Source organism: Bacillus sp. KH172YL63 (assembly GCF_011398925.1).
Classification (GTDB): domain Bacteria; phylum Bacillota; class Bacilli; order Bacillales; family Bacillaceae_B; genus Rossellomorea.
The window spans coordinates 3,504,064-3,524,481 of sequence record NZ_AP022842.1 but is presented as its reverse complement, the minus strand read 5'-3'; the positions used below and the strand labels follow the sequence as shown (position 1 = coordinate 3,524,481).

At 45.6% G+C, this 20,418-nt stretch carries 20 protein-coding genes and 1 pseudogene; 15 read left to right on the top strand and 6 right to left on the bottom strand.

The annotated features are described in order from the left end of the window. Positions 1 to 15 precede the first annotated feature (15 nt). Positions 16 to 1,227 carry an MFS transporter gene (locus KH172YL63_RS18055; protein WP_173108279.1) on the bottom strand — a complete coding sequence of 404 codons (1,212 nt, stop codon included), beginning with the start codon at positions 1,225 to 1,227 and terminating at the stop codon, positions 16 to 18. A gap of 318 nt (positions 1,228 to 1,545) precedes the next feature. Here KH172YL63_RS18055 and kapD point away from each other — a divergent pair, with 318 nt between their 5' ends. Beyond that, complete coding sequence (kapD, locus tag KH172YL63_RS18050; RefSeq protein WP_173107391.1) at positions 1,546 to 2,166, top strand: 3'-5' exonuclease KapD; 621 nt, start codon at positions 1,546 to 1,548, stop codon at positions 2,164 to 2,166. Between the two features lie 43 nt (positions 2,167 to 2,209). Here kapD and KH172YL63_RS18045 read toward each other — a convergent pair whose 3' ends face one another. Beyond that, on the bottom strand, positions 2,210 to 2,608 hold the full coding sequence (locus KH172YL63_RS18045) for a kinase-associated lipoprotein KapB (protein ID WP_173107390.1): 399 nt from the start codon (positions 2,606 to 2,608) through the stop codon (positions 2,210 to 2,212). A gap of 95 nt (positions 2,609 to 2,703) precedes the next feature. Between KH172YL63_RS18045 and KH172YL63_RS18040 the strand changes: the two genes are divergently transcribed. From KH172YL63_RS18040 to KH172YL63_RS18030, 3 genes are all read left to right on the top strand, one after another. Further along, positions 2,704 to 3,438 (top strand): peptidylprolyl isomerase, encoded by a 735-nt coding sequence (locus tag KH172YL63_RS18040; protein ID WP_173107389.1) that lies wholly within the window; start codon positions 2,704 to 2,706, stop codon positions 3,436 to 3,438. A 156-nt stretch (positions 3,439 to 3,594) separates the two neighbouring features. Next, positions 3,595 to 3,798: a hypothetical protein gene (locus KH172YL63_RS18035; RefSeq protein WP_173107388.1), complete on the top strand. Its 204-nt coding sequence runs from the start codon at positions 3,595 to 3,597 to the stop codon at positions 3,796 to 3,798. A 121-nt stretch (positions 3,799 to 3,919) separates the two neighbouring features. After that, positions 3,920 to 4,447 (top strand): superoxide dismutase family protein, encoded by a 528-nt coding sequence (locus KH172YL63_RS18030; protein ID WP_173107387.1) that lies wholly within the window; start codon positions 3,920 to 3,922, stop codon positions 4,445 to 4,447. Between the two features lie 82 nt (positions 4,448 to 4,529). Here the strand turns inward: KH172YL63_RS18030 and KH172YL63_RS18025 are convergent, their stop codons facing one another. Continuing rightward, positions 4,530 to 5,693: a MalY/PatB family protein gene (locus KH172YL63_RS18025; RefSeq protein ID WP_173107386.1), complete on the bottom strand. Its 1,164-nt coding sequence runs from the start codon at positions 5,691 to 5,693 to the stop codon at positions 4,530 to 4,532. A 128-nt stretch (positions 5,694 to 5,821) separates the two neighbouring features. Further along, entirely contained in the window at positions 5,822 to 6,730 is a 909-nt protein-coding gene (locus KH172YL63_RS18020) for an alpha/beta fold hydrolase (protein ID WP_173107385.1), read from the bottom strand. 197 nt (positions 6,731 to 6,927) lie between these two features. Here KH172YL63_RS18020 and KH172YL63_RS18015 point away from each other — a divergent pair, with 197 nt between their 5' ends. After that, positions 6,928 to 7,428 carry an Lrp/AsnC family transcriptional regulator gene (locus KH172YL63_RS18015; protein WP_173107384.1) on the top strand — a complete coding sequence of 167 codons (501 nt, stop codon included), beginning with the start codon at positions 6,928 to 6,930 and terminating at the stop codon, positions 7,426 to 7,428. Then, positions 7,425 to 8,597 carry an aminotransferase gene (locus tag KH172YL63_RS18010; RefSeq protein ID WP_173107383.1) on the top strand — a complete coding sequence of 391 codons (1,173 nt, stop codon included), beginning with the start codon at positions 7,425 to 7,427 and terminating at the stop codon, positions 8,595 to 8,597. Before KH172YL63_RS18015 ends, KH172YL63_RS18010 begins: the two co-directional genes overlap by 4 nt. A gap of 155 nt (positions 8,598 to 8,752) precedes the next feature. Here the strand turns inward: KH172YL63_RS18010 and KH172YL63_RS18005 are convergent, their stop codons facing one another. After that, complete coding sequence (locus tag KH172YL63_RS18005) at positions 8,753 to 9,124, bottom strand: helix-turn-helix domain-containing protein (protein ID WP_173107382.1); 372 nt, start codon at positions 9,122 to 9,124, stop codon at positions 8,753 to 8,755. A 244-nt stretch (positions 9,125 to 9,368) separates the two neighbouring features. After that, on the bottom strand, positions 9,369 to 10,697 hold the full coding sequence (locus tag KH172YL63_RS18000; RefSeq protein ID WP_173107381.1) for a sodium-dependent transporter: 1,329 nt from the start codon (positions 10,695 to 10,697) through the stop codon (positions 9,369 to 9,371). Positions 10,698 to 11,040: 343 nt separating this feature from the next. On the opposite strand from KH172YL63_RS18000, the gene KH172YL63_RS17995 reads away from it, so the two are divergent. From KH172YL63_RS17995 to KH172YL63_RS17955, 9 genes and pseudogenes are all read left to right on the top strand, one after another. Then, entirely contained in the window at positions 11,041 to 11,328 is a 288-nt protein-coding gene (locus KH172YL63_RS17995; RefSeq protein ID WP_173107380.1) for a spore morphogenesis/germination protein YwcE, read from the top strand. 103 nt (positions 11,329 to 11,431) lie between these two features. Then, complete coding sequence (locus KH172YL63_RS17990) at positions 11,432 to 11,989, top strand: RNA polymerase sigma factor (protein WP_173107379.1); 558 nt, start codon at positions 11,432 to 11,434, stop codon at positions 11,987 to 11,989. Continuing rightward, complete coding sequence (locus KH172YL63_RS17985; RefSeq protein ID WP_173107378.1) at positions 11,982 to 13,226, top strand: hypothetical protein; 1,245 nt, start codon at positions 11,982 to 11,984, stop codon at positions 13,224 to 13,226. Before KH172YL63_RS17990 ends, KH172YL63_RS17985 begins: the two co-directional genes overlap by 8 nt. Before the next feature lie 194 nt (positions 13,227 to 13,420). After that, positions 13,421 to 13,828 carry a S1 domain-containing post-transcriptional regulator GSP13 gene (gene yugI, locus KH172YL63_RS17980; protein ID WP_173107377.1) on the top strand — a complete coding sequence of 136 codons (408 nt, stop codon included), beginning with the start codon at positions 13,421 to 13,423 and terminating at the stop codon, positions 13,826 to 13,828. A 602-nt stretch (positions 13,829 to 14,430) separates the two neighbouring features. After that, a pseudogene (gene ltrA, locus KH172YL63_RS17975) lies at positions 14,431 to 15,688 on the top strand (group II intron reverse transcriptase/maturase). A 161-nt stretch (positions 15,689 to 15,849) separates the two neighbouring features. Beyond that, positions 15,850 to 16,404 (top strand): MEDS domain-containing protein, encoded by a 555-nt coding sequence (locus tag KH172YL63_RS17970; RefSeq protein WP_173107376.1) that lies wholly within the window; start codon positions 15,850 to 15,852, stop codon positions 16,402 to 16,404. Between the two features lie 279 nt (positions 16,405 to 16,683). Further along, the gene (adh, locus tag KH172YL63_RS17965) at positions 16,684 to 18,204 is read left to right on the top strand and encodes an aldehyde dehydrogenase (protein WP_173107375.1); all 1,521 of its coding nucleotides are present in this window, start codon (positions 16,684 to 16,686) and stop codon (positions 18,202 to 18,204) included. 1 nt (position 18,205) lies between these two features. Continuing rightward, positions 18,206 to 18,541 carry a DUF779 domain-containing protein gene (locus KH172YL63_RS17960; RefSeq protein WP_173107374.1) on the top strand — a complete coding sequence of 112 codons (336 nt, stop codon included), beginning with the start codon at positions 18,206 to 18,208 and terminating at the stop codon, positions 18,539 to 18,541. Between the two features lie 369 nt (positions 18,542 to 18,910). Then, positions 18,911 to 20,371, top strand: a complete 1,461-nt coding sequence (locus KH172YL63_RS17955; RefSeq protein WP_173107373.1) for a catalase — start codon at positions 18,911 to 18,913, stop codon at positions 20,369 to 20,371. Positions 20,372 to 20,418: the final 47 nt, after the last annotated feature.

Genomic DNA, 20,418 nt, shown 5'->3' with positions numbered 1-20,418 from the left:
TCTCACGCTACTTTTCTAGTAATCTTTCACATGGCTTGTCTGATTCGAATGACGTATACTCCACCATAATAATCCAAACGCGCCTAAGAATAAAGCACCTGTCGTATAAAAAACCGAGGAAATGCCAATATAGCCTGACAGGATTCCGCCAAAGGCAGGTCCCACGACATTACCGAGGAACCGGAAGCTTTGGTTATAACCGAGTACTTCCCCTTGCATGCTGACAGGTGCTTCCTGACGGATGTAGGCCGTGACGCACGGAATCATGCCGCCGATTGCAATGCCGAACAGGAAGCGGAACAGTACAAGCTGCCAAAGTTCCTGAGCTAGCGCCTGGGGAACGATGAAAATACAAGCAAGGACCAGGAGGATCGATAATACTTTCTCGTAGCCAATCTCGTCCCCAAGCCGCCCCCAGCGTCTCGTGGCGAGTAAATTTCCAAGCCCGGTGGCTGAAAAAGCAACGCCGGCGAGAAATGCAAGGTTTGAAGAGGTGGTAAGTTCATCGACATAGAGTGCGAGAAGGGGCTGGATACTGAAGTTCGCCGTCTGAATAAGAAAAGACAGGAGAAGGACCGTCACCAATAACTTATGATTGTAAATATGGCGGATCACGTCTTTTCGTGTATATTTGTTTCTTTGATTTTGCTGCTCCTCGGATCTTACCTCGTGTATGCCAGCCAACACAACGGTTGCTGCCCCTGCGATGGCAATGGAAGTGATGATGAACGTATAAGAAAAACCAACATGATCTGCCAGCAGTCCACCGAGGACGGGACCGAACAACCCACCGGAGACCGTACCCATTTGCAGGGTGCCCAATGTGCGGCCGGCTTCTTCCTTCGGGGTCTGGGCTGAAATGAGGGCCATCGAAGTCGGGATGAAGCCTGTCACAGCCCCCATGATCATGCGGAGGAAGAAAAGTCCCCACACAGAATCCATGAAGCCCATCATGAATATCGAGGCGGCGATCCCGTACCCGGTGATCAGAAGGATCGGTTTATACCCAAACCGGTCACCGATCCGCCCCCATGCCGGAGAAATGAAAAACGCCGTCAGAAACGTAATGCCAAAGACAAATCCTGACCAGCGTTGAATGTACTCGTGACTATGGGGACCGAATGTTTCAATATAGAGTGACAAAAAAGGCAGTACCATGGTTGCGCTTGCCGCAACGAGAAAATTGGCCAGAAGCATGATTGTCAGATTTTTATTTCTTGTTGAAATGGTTAACACCTTCTATGGATAATATTTCGCTTAACTAAATATTCATTGTATTAAAGATGGAGATCATCGTCCAATGATTAACATTTATTCTCAGATAAAACCGGTAATTAGTCATAATTTCTACATATAGCATGATATAATGTAAGAATAAGAAGTATGAGGAAGTGGGGGACGTTTCGGGGTAGTTGGACATTCATGAAGGGACAGAGAGATAATGCCCCAGATCCTGTTACAGGCGTGTATGAACAAACTTTGCGAAAAAAGATTTTTTAATATAGATAGATTGGGGTCTTATCTACATTTTGAGGAGGGAGTATAGTGGCAAAAGCGGAGCAGCTTGTGTTTATTGATTTTGAGTTTTCTATGCCGGAACGACATAGAGTCCCCAAAGGTTTTTTTCCGGAGATCATCGAAGCCGGGGTAGTGGTGGTTCAGAATGGAAAAGTGTCAGCTACGTTTTCATCTTATGTGAAACCGACTGCATTCCCCAAACTAACCAATCGCTGCAAACGGTTTTTATCCATCACTCAGCAGGAAGTGGATGCCGGCATTACATTTAAAGGTATGGTCGATTATTTCAACGATATCAATACCAGGGGGATCGAAAAGGTCGTGACATGGGGAAATATGGACATGAAGGTGCTCAGGGATAATTGTGCACAGACGGGCATTCCGTTCCCGTTCCAGGCGCAATTTGTCGACCTGTCCATGGAATACAAACGATTTTTTGGCGATCAGAACCAAACGGGCCTGTGGAAAGCAGTCCAGGAATACGGGAGAGAAGGAGTCGGAAAGCATCACAAAGCACTGGATGATGCCCTCACCACCCACCATATCTACAATCTTGTCGAAAAAGACAAGAAATACCTCGATAAAGCGGAACCCACCACCATCGGAGACCGGATCGACCTCTCCAAATTTTATAATCAGCTCGCATGATAAGATGAGGGACGGACCTTGAAGGTCCGTCCCTCATTACTTTTTATAAAGAAAGGCGATACATCAATTCGTATTCCCTTTGAACAGATTGCAGGGTTTCAAGGCTTTTCAGGGCGTGGGGTGATCGGTCTGCTTCCAATTCCTGCTTCAGTGTATGGAAAGACTCGATCAGTGACTCATTGTAGTCAGGAATCTCACCTTCATAGGGTTTGACCATCTTCTCCGGCATATTTGCCCGCTCCATGTGGGCAAGCGCCTTCCGCTCATGAAACAAAGGGACGTCCACTTCATTAGGGTTGTGAAGATCCCCTTGGCGAGGATGCTTCAGGACGGCAAGGATTCTTACCACATAAGCACCCGGCCGTTCATCGGTCACTTCCCCGATATACTTTCCTGTTTTATAAAAAGCTGTGACATTATCACCAATTTGAATGTTTTTCATAAAAAAACCTCCTCACGTACATCAATCTCTATTATAATGAAAGCGGAATGAACTGTGAAATAACTACTATAAAGGTAACATGTGGAGGTACATATATGAAGCGTTTACTGATTTTGACCCTGTGCTTATTAGGTTTAATCCTTGCCTCTTGTGGACAAACAGAAAAGGATGAGTCGAAAGACGACCCTAAATCAGACGAAAAAACGACAACCTCAGAAGATACTAAAGGAGATGAAGAGATGTCATACCCACAGCTCTCGACAGAAGTCGCTGAAAACGAAAGATTAGTCGAAATGAACACTTCGATGGGAACGATCAAAATCAAGCTTTTCCCTGAACAAGCACCTAAAACCGTTGAAAATTTCATTACCCACAGTGAAAACGGCTATTACGATGGATTGAAATTCCACCGTGTGATAAAGGATTTCATGATTCAAGGCGGAGATCCGAATGGAAATGGAACCGGAGGGGAGAGCATCTACGGTGAATCGTTCGAAGATGAATTTTCGCAGCAATTATTCAATCTGCGCGGCGCCCTGTCAATGGCCAATGCAGGAGCTGACACAAATGGAAGTCAATTCTTCATTGTACAAAAAAGCGACATCGATCCCCAACTGGAAGATCAAATGAAATCGGCAGGCTTCCCGGCTGAAATCATCGATGCATACATGGAAAACGGGGGGACCCCATGGCTCGATCAAAAACATACCGTCTTTGGCCAAGTGGTCGAAGGAATGGACATCGTGGATGAAATTGCGAACGTGGAAGTAGGCGCAAACGATCTCCCGAAAGAAGATGTTGTGATCAAAAGCATCAAAGTTGTAAAGTAATATACTAGGAGCCGTGTAATCCGGATAAGGATCACGGCTTTTTTCGGAAAATGACGGCATATTTCCTCGGAAATTGTCGAGGTCTGGAGCGATGGTTGGAATGCTGCGGACCGGGTTGGTATAATAGACGAAGCGATATCTGGAAAGGAGCTTTCAATGCTTTCTTCATTTGTTATAAATTTATTTCTTTATTTTCCCGAAGATAAGACAGAATATATTCCTGCCGGGATTACAATGGTCATCTTCCTGATTGGTGCGCTCTTGACGTTCCGGATCATCTTGAAGGTTTCAAAGCGTGAAGAATTGAAAACGAAGAAGATGGAAGAAGAAGCCATGAATCGGAAGCGGAAAACTGAATAAGCAGAATGGACACGCTATTGGCGTGTTTTTTTTGTTGTGAGAACCGTTGCCCCTGGAAGAATATTTTTCGCCCTCTAAGTGAACAATGTGGAAGAGTATGAAGATTTGGAGGAAGAACGGTATGAAACGAACAACTGTAGCTTATTTGGTCACCCTAAGCATCTTTGTTGGAGGGTGTGCCATTGAAAACCCTAAAAAGGTTGAAGTGGAAATGAAGAATGAGAATGGTGATTCTCTAGGTACAGCAACTCTGCAGGAGCAGACTGACGGAGTGGAAGTGGGGTTGGATCTTGAAGGGTTGCCGCCGGGGGAGCATGCGATACATATCCACGAAAGAGGGGCATGCAAACGGCCGGACTTTGTGTCTGCCGGCAATCATTTCAACCCGGATGATACGAAACACGGACTGCTCCATCCGGAAGGTGCCCATGGCGGAGACCTTCCCAATCTCATCGTCGGGGATGACGGGACGGTCAAAGTCACCTTGATGGCACCGATGGTCACATTAGCAAAAGGGAAAACGTCACTTTTCACCAAAGACGGAACCTCCCTTATCATTGATGAGAACAAAGATGACGGTATGACACAGCCTTCAGGTGACTCCGGGAAAAGGATCGCCTGCGGGGAGATTGTAAGTGATAAGAAGTAACAGGTGAGAGCGGGAACTTTGGAGCCTCTCCACAAAAAACGGTAAGAGTCGACTGATCAGGTCCGCTCTTACCGTTTTTATATTAAGCCAAAGCCTTTTTGATCCTGTTCAGCCCCTCAATCAATGTAGCCTGCGGGCATGCGATATTCATCCGCACAAATCCTTCGCCGCCGGGTCCGTACTTTGGACCTGGCTCAAGGGCAATCTTGCCTTTATTGAGTAAGCGGTCTTTCAGATCTTCATCGGATAAGTCCAGTTTCGTGCAATCGATCCAAACTAAATACGTTCCTTCCGGATCAACGAGTTGCAAGTCAGGGAGATGTTCTGTGAGGAATGTTTTGGTGATCTGTACGTTTTCCTCAAGGTATTGAAGGATGTCATTCAGCCAAGGTTCTCCGTGGCGGTAGGCTGCTTCCATTCCGATGATGCCGAATGCGTTCAGTGTAAAGAAGCCCTGTTTTTTGTGGATATCGGCGATTTTTTCCCGATGGTCTGGATTTGCCGTAATGATGGCAGATGCCTGAAGTCCCGCGAGGTTAAAGGTTTTACTCGGTGCGATGCATGTGATGTTCATATCCCTGTACGACTCATGAAGGGAAGCGAGGGGTGTATGTTCACGATTTCCATATACGAGGTCTGAATGGATTTCATCCGATGCAATCACAACATTATATTTGCGGCATAATTCAGCCATGCCCGTCAGCTCTTCTTTCGTCCATACCCGTCCGCTCGGATTGTGCGGGTTGCAGAGAAGAAACAGTTTGACCCCGGATTTCAATGCTTCTTCAAAAGATTGAAGATCAATCGAATAGTGTCCCTCACGATAGTCCAACTGCGCGTTGACGATCTCACGGCCGTTGTCTTCTACAAGATTGAAAAAAGGGGTATAGACAGGGGATTGGACCAGTACTTTGTCACCGGGCTTGGTCAAAGCCTGAATGATTGTCGAAAGGGCGGGCACGACCCCGGGGCTGTATTGAAGCCAGGATTTCTCGATCGTCCAGCTGTGACGATTATTCATCCACTCCTTGATGCTTTCTGCTGCCCCGTCCCCTACAAATGTATATCCGAATATGCCGTGATCCAGTCTTGCCTGAAGGGCATCGAGCACTTCTTGAGGCGGGAGGAAATCCATATCTGCCACCCACATCGGGAGGACATCATCCTTCCCGAAAACGGTTTTTGTGAGGTCCCATTTTACAGAGGAGGAGCCTTTCCTGTCGATGATTTGTTCGAATTTGTTCATTGGTTGTTCTCCTTTCTTTTATGTAGTTGTAGTTAAATCATATGATGGAAATGAAAAAGAAAAAACAAATCTGCTTGTATTCAACACGAATCGTCATGGTCAGCGGGCAAAGAAAAAGGGAACTTCCCCTACGTTTCAGAAATGAGCGACTGGGAAAGTCCGTTTTGAAAGAGCGGCTCTGATTGGGGCTCATCCGCAAGCTCCGTTTCAGAGGCGTTGACAAAGTGGTGAATATAGTTCAATACTTCCTGGGGCTTTTCTTCCGGGACGAGATGGCCGGTTTCTTTGAGTACGACAAGCTTTGAATTCGGGATATCCTGTTTTAACTTATGTCCTGTGGACAGGGGGACGACCCTGTCATGCTCTCCCCATACGAGAAGGCAGGGAGTCTGGATGTTTTTCAGATCGCTTGCCGATAAGTCTCCTTCACGGTCCCGGATCATCCGGGTCAATGCTTTAAAAATATCATCTTCCAGGAAGGGTTTCAGATAGCCGAACATCATTTCATCATCAATCATGGCAGGGTCATGGACAACATTTTCAAGGTTGCTACGGATCCCTGACCGTGTCAGCCACAGCTTGATATATAAATGGAAGAAGGGTACGTGGCTCAGCATCATGACGGGCCATTTCATTTTCTTTAAGTAACCTGAACTGCACAGGAGCACCCCTTTTTCTACGAGGGAAGGGGCCTTTTTCATCACATTCAAGGCGATCTGTCCACCCATCGAATGACCCGTCAGATGGATGCGGCCCACATTGAGATGGTCCAACAGGGTGATGACCGTATCGGCCAGGTTCTCATATGAGTAGATGAACCGGTTGTTTTTCTCGCTGTTCCCAAAGGGAGGGAGATCGATGGAAATGACATTGTAATTTTCTTTCAGAAGCGGTGTCAGTCTTCTGAAGCTGAAGGTCGATGATAGGAATCCATGAAGAAGGACGAACGTTTCCGGAGCAGTAGGATGGAGGTGATGTTCGAAATAAACGTTGGCACCATTCACCTGTACCCTTTTTGCAAAATCATGTTCTTGCATATCCCTTTCACACCTCTCTGATTCTTTAAAGGTATTTTACCCGTATTTAAACATTTCACACCCCGGTGAGAAAGTTGGCTTCTCTTTCATAATGGTCAAAGCATTCGGGGAAATTACGGGTAAGGGATGATCCCTCTTTTTTTAAATGAATCTTCTGATATAATAAAACCATTTAGTGGTGATGAGGAGGAAGCAGGATGCAACTGAGAGAAATGGAGCTTGATTTAGTCAGGATTTTGCAAAAAGATGCGAGGATTTCTTATGAAAGCTTGGGGAAAATGCTCCAAGTATCAACGGAGGAAATCCAGGAAACCATCGAAAAACTTGAAAAAGAAAAGGTTCTTGTTAAATATAGTTCGATCGTTGATTGGGCAAAAGTAGAGGGACATGAAGGCGTAACGGCAATGATCGATGTGAAAGTCGCACCGAAAAGAGGTGTAGGCTTTGATGAAGTGGCGCACCGGATCTACCGTTACAAAGAAGTGAAGAGTGTGTATCTTATGTCAGGGGCCTATGATCTTTCCGTGACCGTAGAGGGGCGATCCATGCATGAAGTCGCGACGTTTGTGTCAGAGAAACTCTCTACGCTTGATTCGGTGTTATCGACAACGACACATTTTCAGTTGAAGAAATATAAGCATGATGGCACCATTTTCGGTGACCAGGGAGAAGACCGCAGAATCGTGGTGTCACCATGACAACCAAGACTTCCTACATAGCATCTTCAGTGAAAAACTTAAAACCTTCAGGGATCCGCAGGTTCTTCGATTTGGCCGCCAATATGGAAGGAGTCATTTCATTAGGGGTGGGGGAACCTGATTTCGTCACTTCATGGACGGTCCGTGAGGCTGCGATCCTTTCCCTTGAGCAGGGATATACATCCTATACGGCAAACGCCGGTCTTCTTGAGCTCCGGGAAAAGATTTCACAGTACATGAAGAATGGGTATGCGGTTGACTATGATCCAAAAGATGAAATCATTGTGACCGTCGGTGCATCACAGGCCCTTGATATCAGCATGCGGGCGATCATCGATCCCGGGGATGAAGTAATTGTGGTGGAGCCGGGGTTTGTTTCATATGTCCCTCTTGTTCAGCTTGCCGGCGGCGTGCCTGTAACGGTTGAAACGAAACAGGAGAATGGTTTCAAGGTCACGGCTGAAGAGCTGGAAGCTGCGATCACTGGCCGGACAAAGGCGGTACTGCTATGTTCTCCGAATAACCCGACTGGAACAGTCCTCGATGGGAATGACCTTGAAGCACTCGCAGAGGTGATCCGTCAACATGATCTTGTTGTGCTGTCAGATGAAATCTATTCAGAACTGGCTTATGATTCTCCCCACGTATCCATTGCGTCGTTAGAGGATATGAGAAATAGAACCATCCTGATCAATGGATTCTCGAAAGGCTTCGCCATGACGGGCTGGAGACTCGGCTATATCTGTGCTCCACGTGAGATTGCGTCATCACTGTTGAAGATCCATCAATATGCGATGATGTGTGCCTCGACTCCGGCCCAGCACGCAGCAGTGGAGGCGTTGGATAAAGGAATGGACGATGTGATGGAAATGAAGCGCAGCTATCGCCATCGCCGTCATTATTTTGTGGATTCGCTGAACGAAATGGGGCTGACCTGTCATACGCCTGGAGGGGCATTTTATGCTTTCCCTTCCATACAAAAAACCGGATTCACTTCGGAAGAGTTCGCAGAAAAGCTCCTGATTGAGGAGAAAGTTGCGGTAGTGCCAGGGAATGTGTTCGGTAAAGGCGGAGAAGGGTATATCCGCTGTTCCTATGCATCCAGCATGGAGCAGCTTCAGGAAGCTGTAAAAAGGATCAAACGGTTTGTAGAACATCACTGCTCATAAAAATGGGTGCCGCAGGAAAGATTGCGGCACCTTTTTTAGGCAAAAAAATAGGACGATAATCAAATATCGTCCACCAAATGAAAACAAAAGGGGGAATACTTAGAAAGCTTATTTTAAGTATGACCCAGTTTTCATTCTTTTATACATGGAAATTTTTATATTTCACTTTTTTCATACTTCAATTCATATAACATCTGCATGACCCGCAAAAAATCTTCCTCACTGAATTCCTTTGCCTTGCGGAGGATGAGTTTAGATCGCTTCGGTCCCACTTCTTTGATCAGCTGCTCCATCTCGGCATCAATACCTTGAGGAGGATGATCCTTCACTTCACGCTCCAACAGTTCGGAAGCAGGGATATCGAGAACCGTAGAGAGTTTAAGGATCGTCTGTGTATCTGGGATCTGGAGATTTGATTCGTATTTTTCAATCGTCTTCGATCCCAACCGTGCTTTCAATGCGAGCTCCTGCTGGGATAAATGTCTTTCCTCACGTACCCGTTTCAGATTTTCACCAAAGTGTGACACGCTAAAGTCCCTCCTCTAATAAATGTCTTCCTTATACTTTTATAGTATCACTTATTATAAGAAAATAGCCCCGTAACCCGTGAACAAATTGTTAAAAAATTCAATCATATACAAAGGAGGAGGTTGAATATCCCCTGAAAAACTGACTTTAGTGGGCAGGATGAACCTCAAGGGCATACAAAAAGATCCGGACCATTCGACGTTCATCGATCGGTCCGGATCTTCTTTTAAGTCATAGCTTGTATCATGATAAAAAGACAAGGATGATGGCCACGGGTACAAGATATCTCAGCAGGAAGATCCAGCCGCGAAACACTGCCGGCGAAAGGGACGAACCTGACTGCAGCTCATTCCATACATCTTCCCTTTTCAAGCGATAAGAGACGAAGATGGAAATGAATAATGCTCCTATAGGCAACCCGAAGTTACTTGTCATGTAATCGGCAAAGTCAAAGAAGTTCTTCCCCATGATGAGGAAATCATCGAATACACCGAATGACAATGCGCTTGGGATCCCGGCGATGAACACAAGAATACCGATCAGCCATGTGAATGGCATCCGCTTCTGCTGGTTCCCCTTTGACAGGGCTGCAACCCCGATTTCAAGGATTGAGAAAGCGGAAGTTAATGTGGCAAACAGCAGCAGGATGAGAAACACTGTCAGGAATATGCCGCCGAATGCAATCTCATTAAACACAGCCGGCAGGACGACAAACGCGATTCCAGGTCCTTCATCCGGTTGGAAGCCAAGGGCATACACGGCAGGGAAAATTACCAAACCTGCGAGTAAAGAAATGAAGATGTTCAACCCGGATACGCTGATGGCAGATCTCGGCATGCTGTCTTCTTTGGATAAATAAGAGGCGTATGTCACCATGACGGAAAGTCCGACTGTGAGTGCGAAGAACGCCTGTCCGAGTGCCAGAAGGACCGTCTCGCCGTTCAGATAACTCCAATCAGGAAGCAGAAGGAAGCGGACGCCTTCCATCGCGCCGTCCAACGTAAGGGAGCGGATCACCAGAATGATAAATAGTAAGAATAATGCCGGCATCATATAACGGCTGGCCCGCTCAATCCCTTTCTGAATCCCGCCTTGGACGACAAGGATCGTGATGACGATAAAAGCGAACTGGGCGATCAGTACTTCCTTTGGATCCGCAATGATGCTTTCAAATAAGGAACCGTACTCCTCCTGGGTCTTCCCGATTAAAGATCCAGACATGCTCCGGATCAAGTAGGAAAGGATCCAGCCGCCGACCACACTGTAAAAGGATAAGATGATGAAAGACACGACAGTCCCTAAATATCCGATCCAGTGCCAATAAGTGCCTGGTGCCAATTTCTTATAAGAGGTGACCGCGTCGGCACCGGCACGCCTCCCGATGACAAACTCAGCAAGAAGGATGGGGGCACCGATCAGGACGGTGAACAAGATGAACAGTAAAAAGAAGACACCCCCGCCATTTGCTCCAGCCATATATGGGAATTTCCAAATCGCCCCGAGTCCGATGGCAGAGCCTGCCGCTGCCAAAATAAAGCCGATTTTGGAAGTCCATTGATCTTTATTCGTCATACATAAAATCCTCCTTTCGAAAAAATAAGATTTTTCAATCGTACTATGTTTTAGAATCCCTGTATACCGGAATTTTTAATTTTCAATCTAGGAAGAAAATAAGTGAAAAGAACCTTGTATTAACAAGGAAACCTAAGCATTCACAGGTATTTCCATATATTATGTGTGAAAACGGTTAAATTCATGATTTTTTTACTATTTATTAGAAAAGAAGTTAAAAAAATCAGATATAGGCTGGAAATTTTCTGAATATGTAGTATACTAACTGTAACAAAACGTTCACAAATTATTCTTTTTTTCGCCACAATTGGAAGCGTTTACTACGGAAACGGAGGAATTAGAAATGGATGTATTCTTAGTGTACTTATTCGTTGCAACAGCAACTCCACTTTTTCTTTGGGTAGAACATCGTAAATGGGCAGTCCTTCATATCCCGTTTGTCATAGCCTTATGGGCCGCATTCATCTACTATATAGCTGTACCGGAACTCGGTGGTTGGGGGCACGTTACTCTATGGAGCCTGTTTGTCGCAAACCTTGCTTTCGCTCATATCGCAGCTTTCATGCTGTATGCAGTGCCTTTTCTCCACAAGCAAAGAAAAAAGAAGTCAGTATCCATTAAGAACACGTAGCCTAATCCCTATCTGGGTTAGGCTTTTTTTTATTTTTTGAAACAATTCCCTTGTATCCTGCGTTACATATATAAGACAACAAATGAACAGGAGGGGACCGTGTGTGGAAGATGAACATCTGATCAGCCAGGCGAAAAAAGGAGATTTAACAGCCTACGGTCAATTAATCGGCAAATATTCACCGGTCGTGGAGCGGTTTGCTTACCAGATGGGGCACTCGTATGGGGATATCCCTGACATTGCACAGAAGGTCTTTCTTCGCGTATACCGTTTCCTGGACGGTTTTTCTTATGCAAAATTCACATCATGGCTTTATAAGATCACACTTAACGTATCCCGTGACTTTAAACGGAAAGAGTACCAATACTTTTTAAAGATCAGGAGTATAAAAAAGCAAGCGGAGCAGGAGGCTGAGACGCCCCATGGACAATTGCTGAAAGATGAGGAGGATCGCATGCTGCATGAATGCATTCAGGCGCTCGATGAAAAGTATCGCATACCGATCATCCTCCATTATTTCCATGAAAAGAAGTATGAAGAGATGGCAGATATTCTTTCCATTCCTTTATCAACTGTCAAAACCAGGCTGTTGAGGGGGAAGAACCTCTTAAAGAAACGATTGGAGCAGGCTGAGAAAAGGGAGGGGAAAAGAAATGGATGAACAAAAATTCGGGAAGCGTATGGAACGGTTGAAGCGATCGTATGATGAAATCCCAGCCTTTACCGACCCTTCGGATATGATTCAGGAAGTAAAAAGAGACCGTCCCCCAAGAAGGAAATCGACTTTTCAATGGTCATATGTGGCAGGCATGATCGGGGTGGTCTTGATTGGAGCGGTCCTGTTCCTTCAAATGACGATGAGTGATCAGGGGGGGAAACAGGGAGAGCAATCTGGTGAAGAAGAAAATCGTTGGCAGGATGAAATGGAGAAATTACAGATTCACTATGATTCATTGGAATCCATGGCCATGGACCGTCTCGGATTCACTCAGTCCCTGTTCAACAAAACGGAAATGTCAGAGGAATCAAAGATGCATATGAAATACATTGAATCGATCCCGAAGCGTGATGTGTCCGCTGCACAGAAAAGGGAATGGTTCCAGCGGGCTGAAGAAGAGATGAATCAACGGCTGACTACACCTGATGTCATGATGAAGACACTGACAGGTCTGTTGTCGGCTGCTGAGGCTGAAGTATGGGTGGACGATTTTGTTTCAAAGGAAAAAGACATCCTGCCCATCTATGAAGAGGTACTGAATGAGCATGAGGAATTTTGGCGGGGTCACATTGAAGATGGAAAGATTAATATGACTGAGTTTAATCAAAAGCACGAGGATGATCCCACACTATTATCAAAGGTCAGGCAGGGCATGTTCAATAATGGGGTGACACTCACCTATGATCAAAAGGCGGACCGGGTTAAACCTGAGTTCGATGACAAGTATTATAAGATGATGGTAAACCCTGATGCCCTTCCCGATCCATATGAAAGCTATTTGCTTTCCAGGTTCGACCGTTTCATTCAGGCGGGGGTGTTCACCGGCTCATGGAACGATGCCGCCGTTCGATTGATAGATTATGAAAAGATGTTAATTTACTTATCTGATTCGTCCCGCTTCAGGAAAGAAGTAGAGCATGAATATGACCTGCTGTATCAATCCTTCACAAGAGGCACCACCAGTCAGCCCATTTTTGATGACAATGGAGGACTGAAGCAGGAAGTGAAAGATGCTTATCGATATTTACAGGAAGAGTACGAGGGAACTGCGACAGCAGAGGGTGTGAGAGAGGTTTATGAAGAGTTGGAACAATCCCGTTTCATCAAGCCTGAACGATGGATTCAGCACACGCCGGTCATACTTTCTAAACAGACGGAGGACATATACGAAGGATCCTGACGTACCTGGGCAGACGCTGTTTTAATAATGGTCACAATGGGGAACCCTAACTAGTGAGAATGCAATAATGGATGATATCCGGATGTTGGGTGAAAGAGGGAAGATAATATCCCTTTGCCGAATGGCCCAATCTATGATATAATCTACAATTGCGTGTAAAGACGAAAAATAATATATATACTAGGAGTGTTACCATGACTACAAAATTCGAAACAGGATCTGTTGTAACAGGTAAAGTTACAGGCATTCAACCATACGGTGCGTTCGTTGCACTTGACGAAGAAACACAAGGATTAGTTCATATCTCTGAAATCACTCACGGCTTTGTTAAAGACGTAAGTGAGCACCTTTCAGTAGGTGACGAAGTAAAGGTTAAAGTTCTATCTGTGGACGAAGCTGCTGGCAAAATCAGCCTTTCAATCCGTGCTACAGAAGAAGCTCCAGCGCCACAAGCAAAACCGGCTGCAGCGAAAAAACCTCGCCGTCAAGGAAGTGTAAAACCAGCAGTTGAAGAATCAACACCTGCAGGTTTCAATACGCTTAAAGATAAGCTTGAAGAGTGGATCGAGAAATCAGAGCGTGAAGATCTAATCAAGAAATAATTGATTTCATGAAAAAGACTGTCCTTTTAAAGGGCAGTCTTTTTTGATTGTGCGCCCGGCATGGGTGTAATCTATAGGGTGAGAGTCCCGAGCCGTGAAGACAGTTGTAGCGGTTAGCTTAACGCAAGGGTGTCCGGGGTGACCTGGAATCTGAAGGAAGCGGGCGGCAAACCTCCGGTCCGAGGAACACGAATCTCATATAAGGCTTGTTGCACTGGATGAGTCTGCAATACAAGATGAAGTCCGAACTGTCGAAGGTGCAGAAAGTAAATGAGGCGGATAGATGGAGGGAAAGATTACACTCTTACCCGGGGAGATCTGACGGATACGCCTTGAACACTTGGTAACCGGAGAAGTGATTCTCCGCTGAACCGCCAGAAGTCAGCCGAGGTCATAGTACCGGCTTTTCTCGAGGAAGCCGGGAAGGACTGAACAATTAAGAGAGTGCCACGACCTGGCTCATGGTAACTGAGAGACTCACAGACAATCTGAAAAGAGCTGTCCATTTAGAGGTAACGGTGAATTCCGTGAGGGCTGGTGGAAGTGTGAGGCAGGGCCATCGAAAGAGGAAACGTGACACACGAAGGAAAGGAATATCAGTGATGTTGATGAATATGATTCTGTCTAAACCGAATATGCTTGAAGCACTGAAACGTGTAGAACGTAATAAGGGAAGCCATGGCGTGGATGATATGCCCGTACAAAACCTGCGATCGCATATCATGCGCGAATGGCAGTCGATTCGCAAGAATCTCCTTGGGGGAACCTACAAGCCGGACCCGGTACGTCGGATCGAAATCCCGAAACCAGACGGCGGCGTCCGGTTGTTAGGCATCCCAACGGTGACAGACCGTATGATTCAACAATCAATTGCCCAAATACTCTCCGGGATATACGAGCCGACCTTCTCTGATCATAGTTATGGGTTCCGACCAAATCGGAGTGCCCATGACGCCGTTAGAAAAGCGAAGATGTATATCCGGGAAGGATATCGCTGGGTTATCGATATTGATTTAGAGAAATTCTTTGACAGAGTGAATCATGATAAGCTCATGGGTCTTCTGGCGAAGAAAGTAAAGGACAAAGCACTTCTGAAACTGATTCGTTCTTACCTCAATGCAGGAATTATGATAGAAGGTGTAAAGGTGAAAAGCGAGGAAGGTACGCCACAGGGCGGACCTCTCAGTCCATTGCTTTCTAACATCATTTTGAATGAACTGGACCAGGAATTAGAGAAACGGGGCTACGTTTTATACGGTACGCAGATGATTGTAATATCTTTGTCCGTTCGCCAAAAGCCGGTAACCGGGTGATGACTTCAGTGACGACGTTTCTTGAGAAGAAACTTAAATTGAAGGTAAACCGAAAGAAATCTGCGGTGGATAGACCTTGGAGAAGAACGTTCCTTGGCTTTAGCTTTACATCGAATCGTAAACCAAAAGTCAGAGTTGCCTCCCAAAGTATAAAACGGTTGAAACAGAAAATCCGTTATCTAACTTCCAGATCTTCAGGATGGTCGATGGAGGGACGAATCAGAAAGCTGAACCAATATTTAATGGGATGGATCGGCTATTTTCAGCTGGCTGATACACATAGCATCCTAAAATACCTGGATGCATGGATCAGAAGAAGATTGCGAATGTGTCTGTGGAAGCAGTGGAAACTGCCGAAAACTAAAGTCCGTAACCTCATTGCGCTCGGCGTTCCAAAATGGAAGGCATATGAATGGGGAAATACCCGGAAGGGATATTGGAGGGTCGCACAAAGTCCAATACTACACAGAACCCTTGGCAATTTTGGAATCGCCAAGGGCTCCTAAGTCTTATCGGTAGGTATGAAAGTCTTCGTCAACCATCTTGATTGAACCGCCGTATACCGATCGGTACGTACGGTGGTGTGAGAGGTCGGGGATTAATCATCCCCTCCTACTCGATTAATATTATGAATATAGAGGGTTTTGAATCCTTTTAGCGAATAACAAGAAGTAGATAAAGAAAAAAGTAGGGGGAAGGTGAGAGTGAGTGAAAGAAAAAATAACCGATTTATTAACAAGTAGGGAATGCACTCATGTTTTATACTCCTATCATGATCGAAACGCATATTTAAATAATGCCGTGGCCTACATTGTCCAGGGAATTGAAGCGGGAGAATCCATCCTGCTCATTGAGAATGAAAAAAATCTGAACGAATTGAAAAAAAGGCTCGATGGCCGTTTGACGGATGAGGAGTCAGAAAAACTCCATATCGTCAGCAACTTTGAGTTTTATCAATCGAGCGGCAGCTACCATCCGCCTGCAATTTATGAACAATTGACGAAAAGCATTACGCCCTTTCTTGAGGAGGAAATCCCTTTCAGGTCGTGGACCAACGTAGAATGGGGGACGCTGGATGATCCATCTCCGATCATTCAATGGTTTGAAGAAGAAACGGACCGGGTCCTTCATGAACATAAACTCACCATCGTCTGTGCCTATAACGCAGCTCTCATGCCTGACCACCTTGAGGAAGCCTTGAAGAAGAGTCATGGTCACATCATGACGGATGAAGATATCGTTCCGTCGAATGTGTATACCTGATCGGGATCAAAAGTGAATGTAATAAATTTGTGTGAAAGTCCGGAAGACATTCGTAATCCATCATTGGAAGCAAATGTCGTCCGGTTTTTTTATGGTTATGTTGAACGTATGGCTGGAAATTCCTGAGCTGAAACGAAGAAAGATGTAGAAACGTATCATAAATTAACAAAAAATATAGAATTTTTGAACAATAAACTTGTCCGTACCTTAATGATGTCTTATAATGAAAAATGGAAGCGCTTTAATTATGGTGAATACATACCAATAGGAGGATGTTACATGCTTTATAATAATCCGAATACTGAAGGTTCATTGGTACAGTTCAAGGACAAATATGAAAACTATATCGGTGGGGAATATGTACCGCCGGCAAGCGGGGAGTACTTTGAGAATGTCTCGCCTGTGACAGGCCAGGTGTTTACAAAAATTGCCCGGTCAAATAAAGAGGATGTAGAGAAGGCACTGGATGCGGCCCATGCGGCTAAAGCAGCCTGGGGCAAGACGTCTGTAGCAGAAAGAGCAAGCATCCTGAATAAAATTGCAGATCGTATGGAGGAAAACCTGGAAATGCTCGCCGTCGCTGAAACGTGGGATAACGGTAAGCCTGTACGTGAGACGCTGGCGGCCGACTTACCGCTTGCTGTCGATCATTTCCGTTACTTCGCAGGCTGTATCAGGGGACAGGAAGGGTCTCTTGGAGAAATCGACAATGATACGGTTTCCTATCATTTCCATGAGCCGATCGGCGTTGTGGCACAAATTATCCCTTGGAACTTCCCGATCCTGATGGCTGTGTGGAAAATCGCCCCTGCCCTCGCTGCAGGGAACTGTGTCGTCCTGAAGCCGGCTGAACAAACGCCTGCATCGATCATGGTCCTGTTGGAATTGATCGAAGACCTGCTGCCGAAGGGTGTACTGAATGTCGTGCAAGGTTTCGGTGTGGAAGCAGGGAAGCCACTTGCCCAAAGCAAGCGGGTAGGAAAGGTAGCCTTCACCGGTGAAACGACGACCGGCCGCCTGATCATGCAGTATGCTTCACAAAATATCATCCCGGTGACATTGGAGCTCGGCGGTAAATCCCCGAATATCTTCTTTGAAGATGTCATGGATCAGGATGATGATTTCCTTGATAAAGCAGTCGAAGGCTTCGTGATGTTCGCCCTGAATCAAGGGGAAGTATGCACATGCCCATCAAGAGCACTCATTCAAGAATCCATCTACGATAAGTTCATGGAGCGGGCGATTGAAAGGGTCAAGCAAATCAAACAAGGAAACCCGTTGGATTCAGAGACGATGCTCGGTGCCCAGGCTTCAGAGGAGCAATTGGATAAGATCCTTTCTTATATCGAAATCGGAAAAGAAGAAGGTGCGGAAGTATTGATCGGCGGCGAACAGAATACGCTTGACGGCGATCAAGAAAAAGGATTTTATGTGAAGCCGACCGTATTCAAGGGTCACAATAAAATGCGTATCTTCCAGGAAGAAATATTCGGTCCGGTTGTGTCTGTCACTACTTTCAAGACGAAAGAAGAAGCACTGGAAATTGCCAACGATACACTTTACGGCCTGGGAGCAGGAGTGTGGACGCGGGATATGAATACGGCATATCGCTTTGGACGGGACATCGAAGCGGGCCGCGTATGGACAAACTGCTATCACCAATATCCGGCTCATGCCGCATTCGGGGGCTACAAAATGTCCGGTATCGGCCGTGAAAATCACAAAATGATGCTGTCACACTATCAACAAACAAAGAATTTACTAGTTAGCTATAGTCCAAAAGCGTTAGGATTCTTCTAAAATGGAACAGCGACTAGAGGCGACAGAACGAGCCCTCAGACTGATGGAAAAATTAAAGGAAAAGCACGGCCCTCTTTTATTCCATCAGTCTGGCGGATGTTGTGATGGCAGTTCCCCTATGTGTTTAAGTCAAGATGATCTGATCATCGGTGACAGTGATGTATTGGTAGGTACTGTAGCCGACTGTCCTTTTTATATGAACGAACAGCAATATGAATACTGGAAGCATTTCAAAATCATATTGGATGTCAGGGAAGGAAGGGGAGGCGTATTTTCACTGGAATCAACTGAAGGCGTACGCTTTATTACCGATTCCAAATTGTTCAATCCGAGGTAGGGTTTGAGATCTTCTTTCCACATACAAGAGAGAATTCCGAACGATCATTCGACTTTCATTCAGAAAGTCGAATTCGTTCGGTTTTTTGTGTTTTAGAAATATGGACGAAAAGTGAAATGCCGTAGAGGGCCGACAATGGTAAATAAACAGGAATGTATGAGAGAGAGCGGGGTGAAGAATCTCCAGCCTATTTTTTACGCTTTTTGAGCCTATTTACTACTGGGCGATCTAGCATGACAGGGGGATAAAGTTCATTTAAATAATTATTTATTTAAAATAATTATAAATAATAATTGACATTCGTTCTCAAATAGATAAAATATAACTATAATTACTTAATAATTATTATAATCTAAAGGAGAGTTTCAGATGAATAATAGAATCTTAACCACGAACCAAGGAGCCCCGATTGGCGATAATCAGAACTCGATTACAGCAGGAGATAGAGGACCGACGCTCCTTGAAGATTATCAGCTAATTGAGAAACTGGCTCATTTTGACCGGGAAAGAGTCCCTGAACGGGTTGTGCACGCAAGAGGGGCCGGGGCACACGGTGTTTTCATCACGAAAAACAGCATGAAAAAATATACGAAGGCTGCACTCTTTCAAGAGGAAGGGACAGAAACACCGGTATTTGCCCGCTTCTCTACCGTTGTCCACGGTCAGCATTCCCCTGAGACTTTGCGTGATCCCCGGGGATTTGCAGTGAAGTTTTATACAGAGGAAGGGAACTGGGATTTTGTCGGCAATAACCTGCCTGTTTTCTTCATCCGTGATGCGATGAAGTTCCCGGATATGGTCCATTCATTGAAACCGAATCCGCAAACGAATATTCAAGAGCCTGAACGCTATTGGGATTTCATGTCCTTGACGCCGGAGTCAACGAACATGCTGCTTCATCTGTTTACAGATGAAGGCATCCCGGCGAATTATAGACAAATGAGGGGATCGAGCGTCCATGCGTACAAATGGGTGAACGCTGCCGGTAATACAGTGTATGTTAAGCTCCGCTGGAAGCCGAAGCAGGGTCTTCAGCATTTATCGGCTGAGGAAGCTGCCGATATGCAAGGGAAGGACTTTAACCACGCTAGCCGTGATCTATATGAATCTATTGAAAAAGGAGCGTTTCCTGAATGGGATCTCTATGTTCAGGTGTTAGATCCTATGGATATGGACTCATTTGATTTCGATCCACTGGATGCGACGAAGGACTGGCCGGAAGATGAGATTCCATCTCACTTTGTGGGGACGATGATTTTAAATAAAAACCCTGAAAACGTCTTTGCTGAAACAGAGTCTGCAGGGTTCAATCCAGGTGTGCTGGTGAATGGGATGCTTCCGTCTGAAGATAAACTATTACAAGGGAGATTATTCTCTTATTCGGATACACAGCGTTACCGGATCGGGGCGAATTATCTTCAGCTTCCAATCAACTGCCCGTTTGCTCAAGTTGCCAACAATCAGAGGGACGGACATATGCCGTTCAAGCAGCAGAAAGGGTCGGTCAACTATGAGCCGAACAGCTTCGAAGATACGCCAAAGGAAGCGCCGGCATATACCGAAGTGCAGCAGCCTATGAACGGAGAGAGAGGAAGACAGAAAATCCGGAAGACGGACGACTTCGGACAGGCAGGCCGGATTTACAGAAGTTATTCGGAGGAAGTGAAAGAACAAGTCATTAAAAACATTTCTCAGGAACTTTCTGCAATTGATGAAAGGATCGCGCTGCGTGCCGTGTGTAATTTCTTCCGGGCGGATGTAGAGCTTGGGAAACAGCTTGCAGAAAAAATCGGCGTGGATCTTACGCCATACCTGCAACACATGAAATAAGTTGGGGAAATGCTGAAGGGCACTGCTCTCTATCGGTGAAGATACGC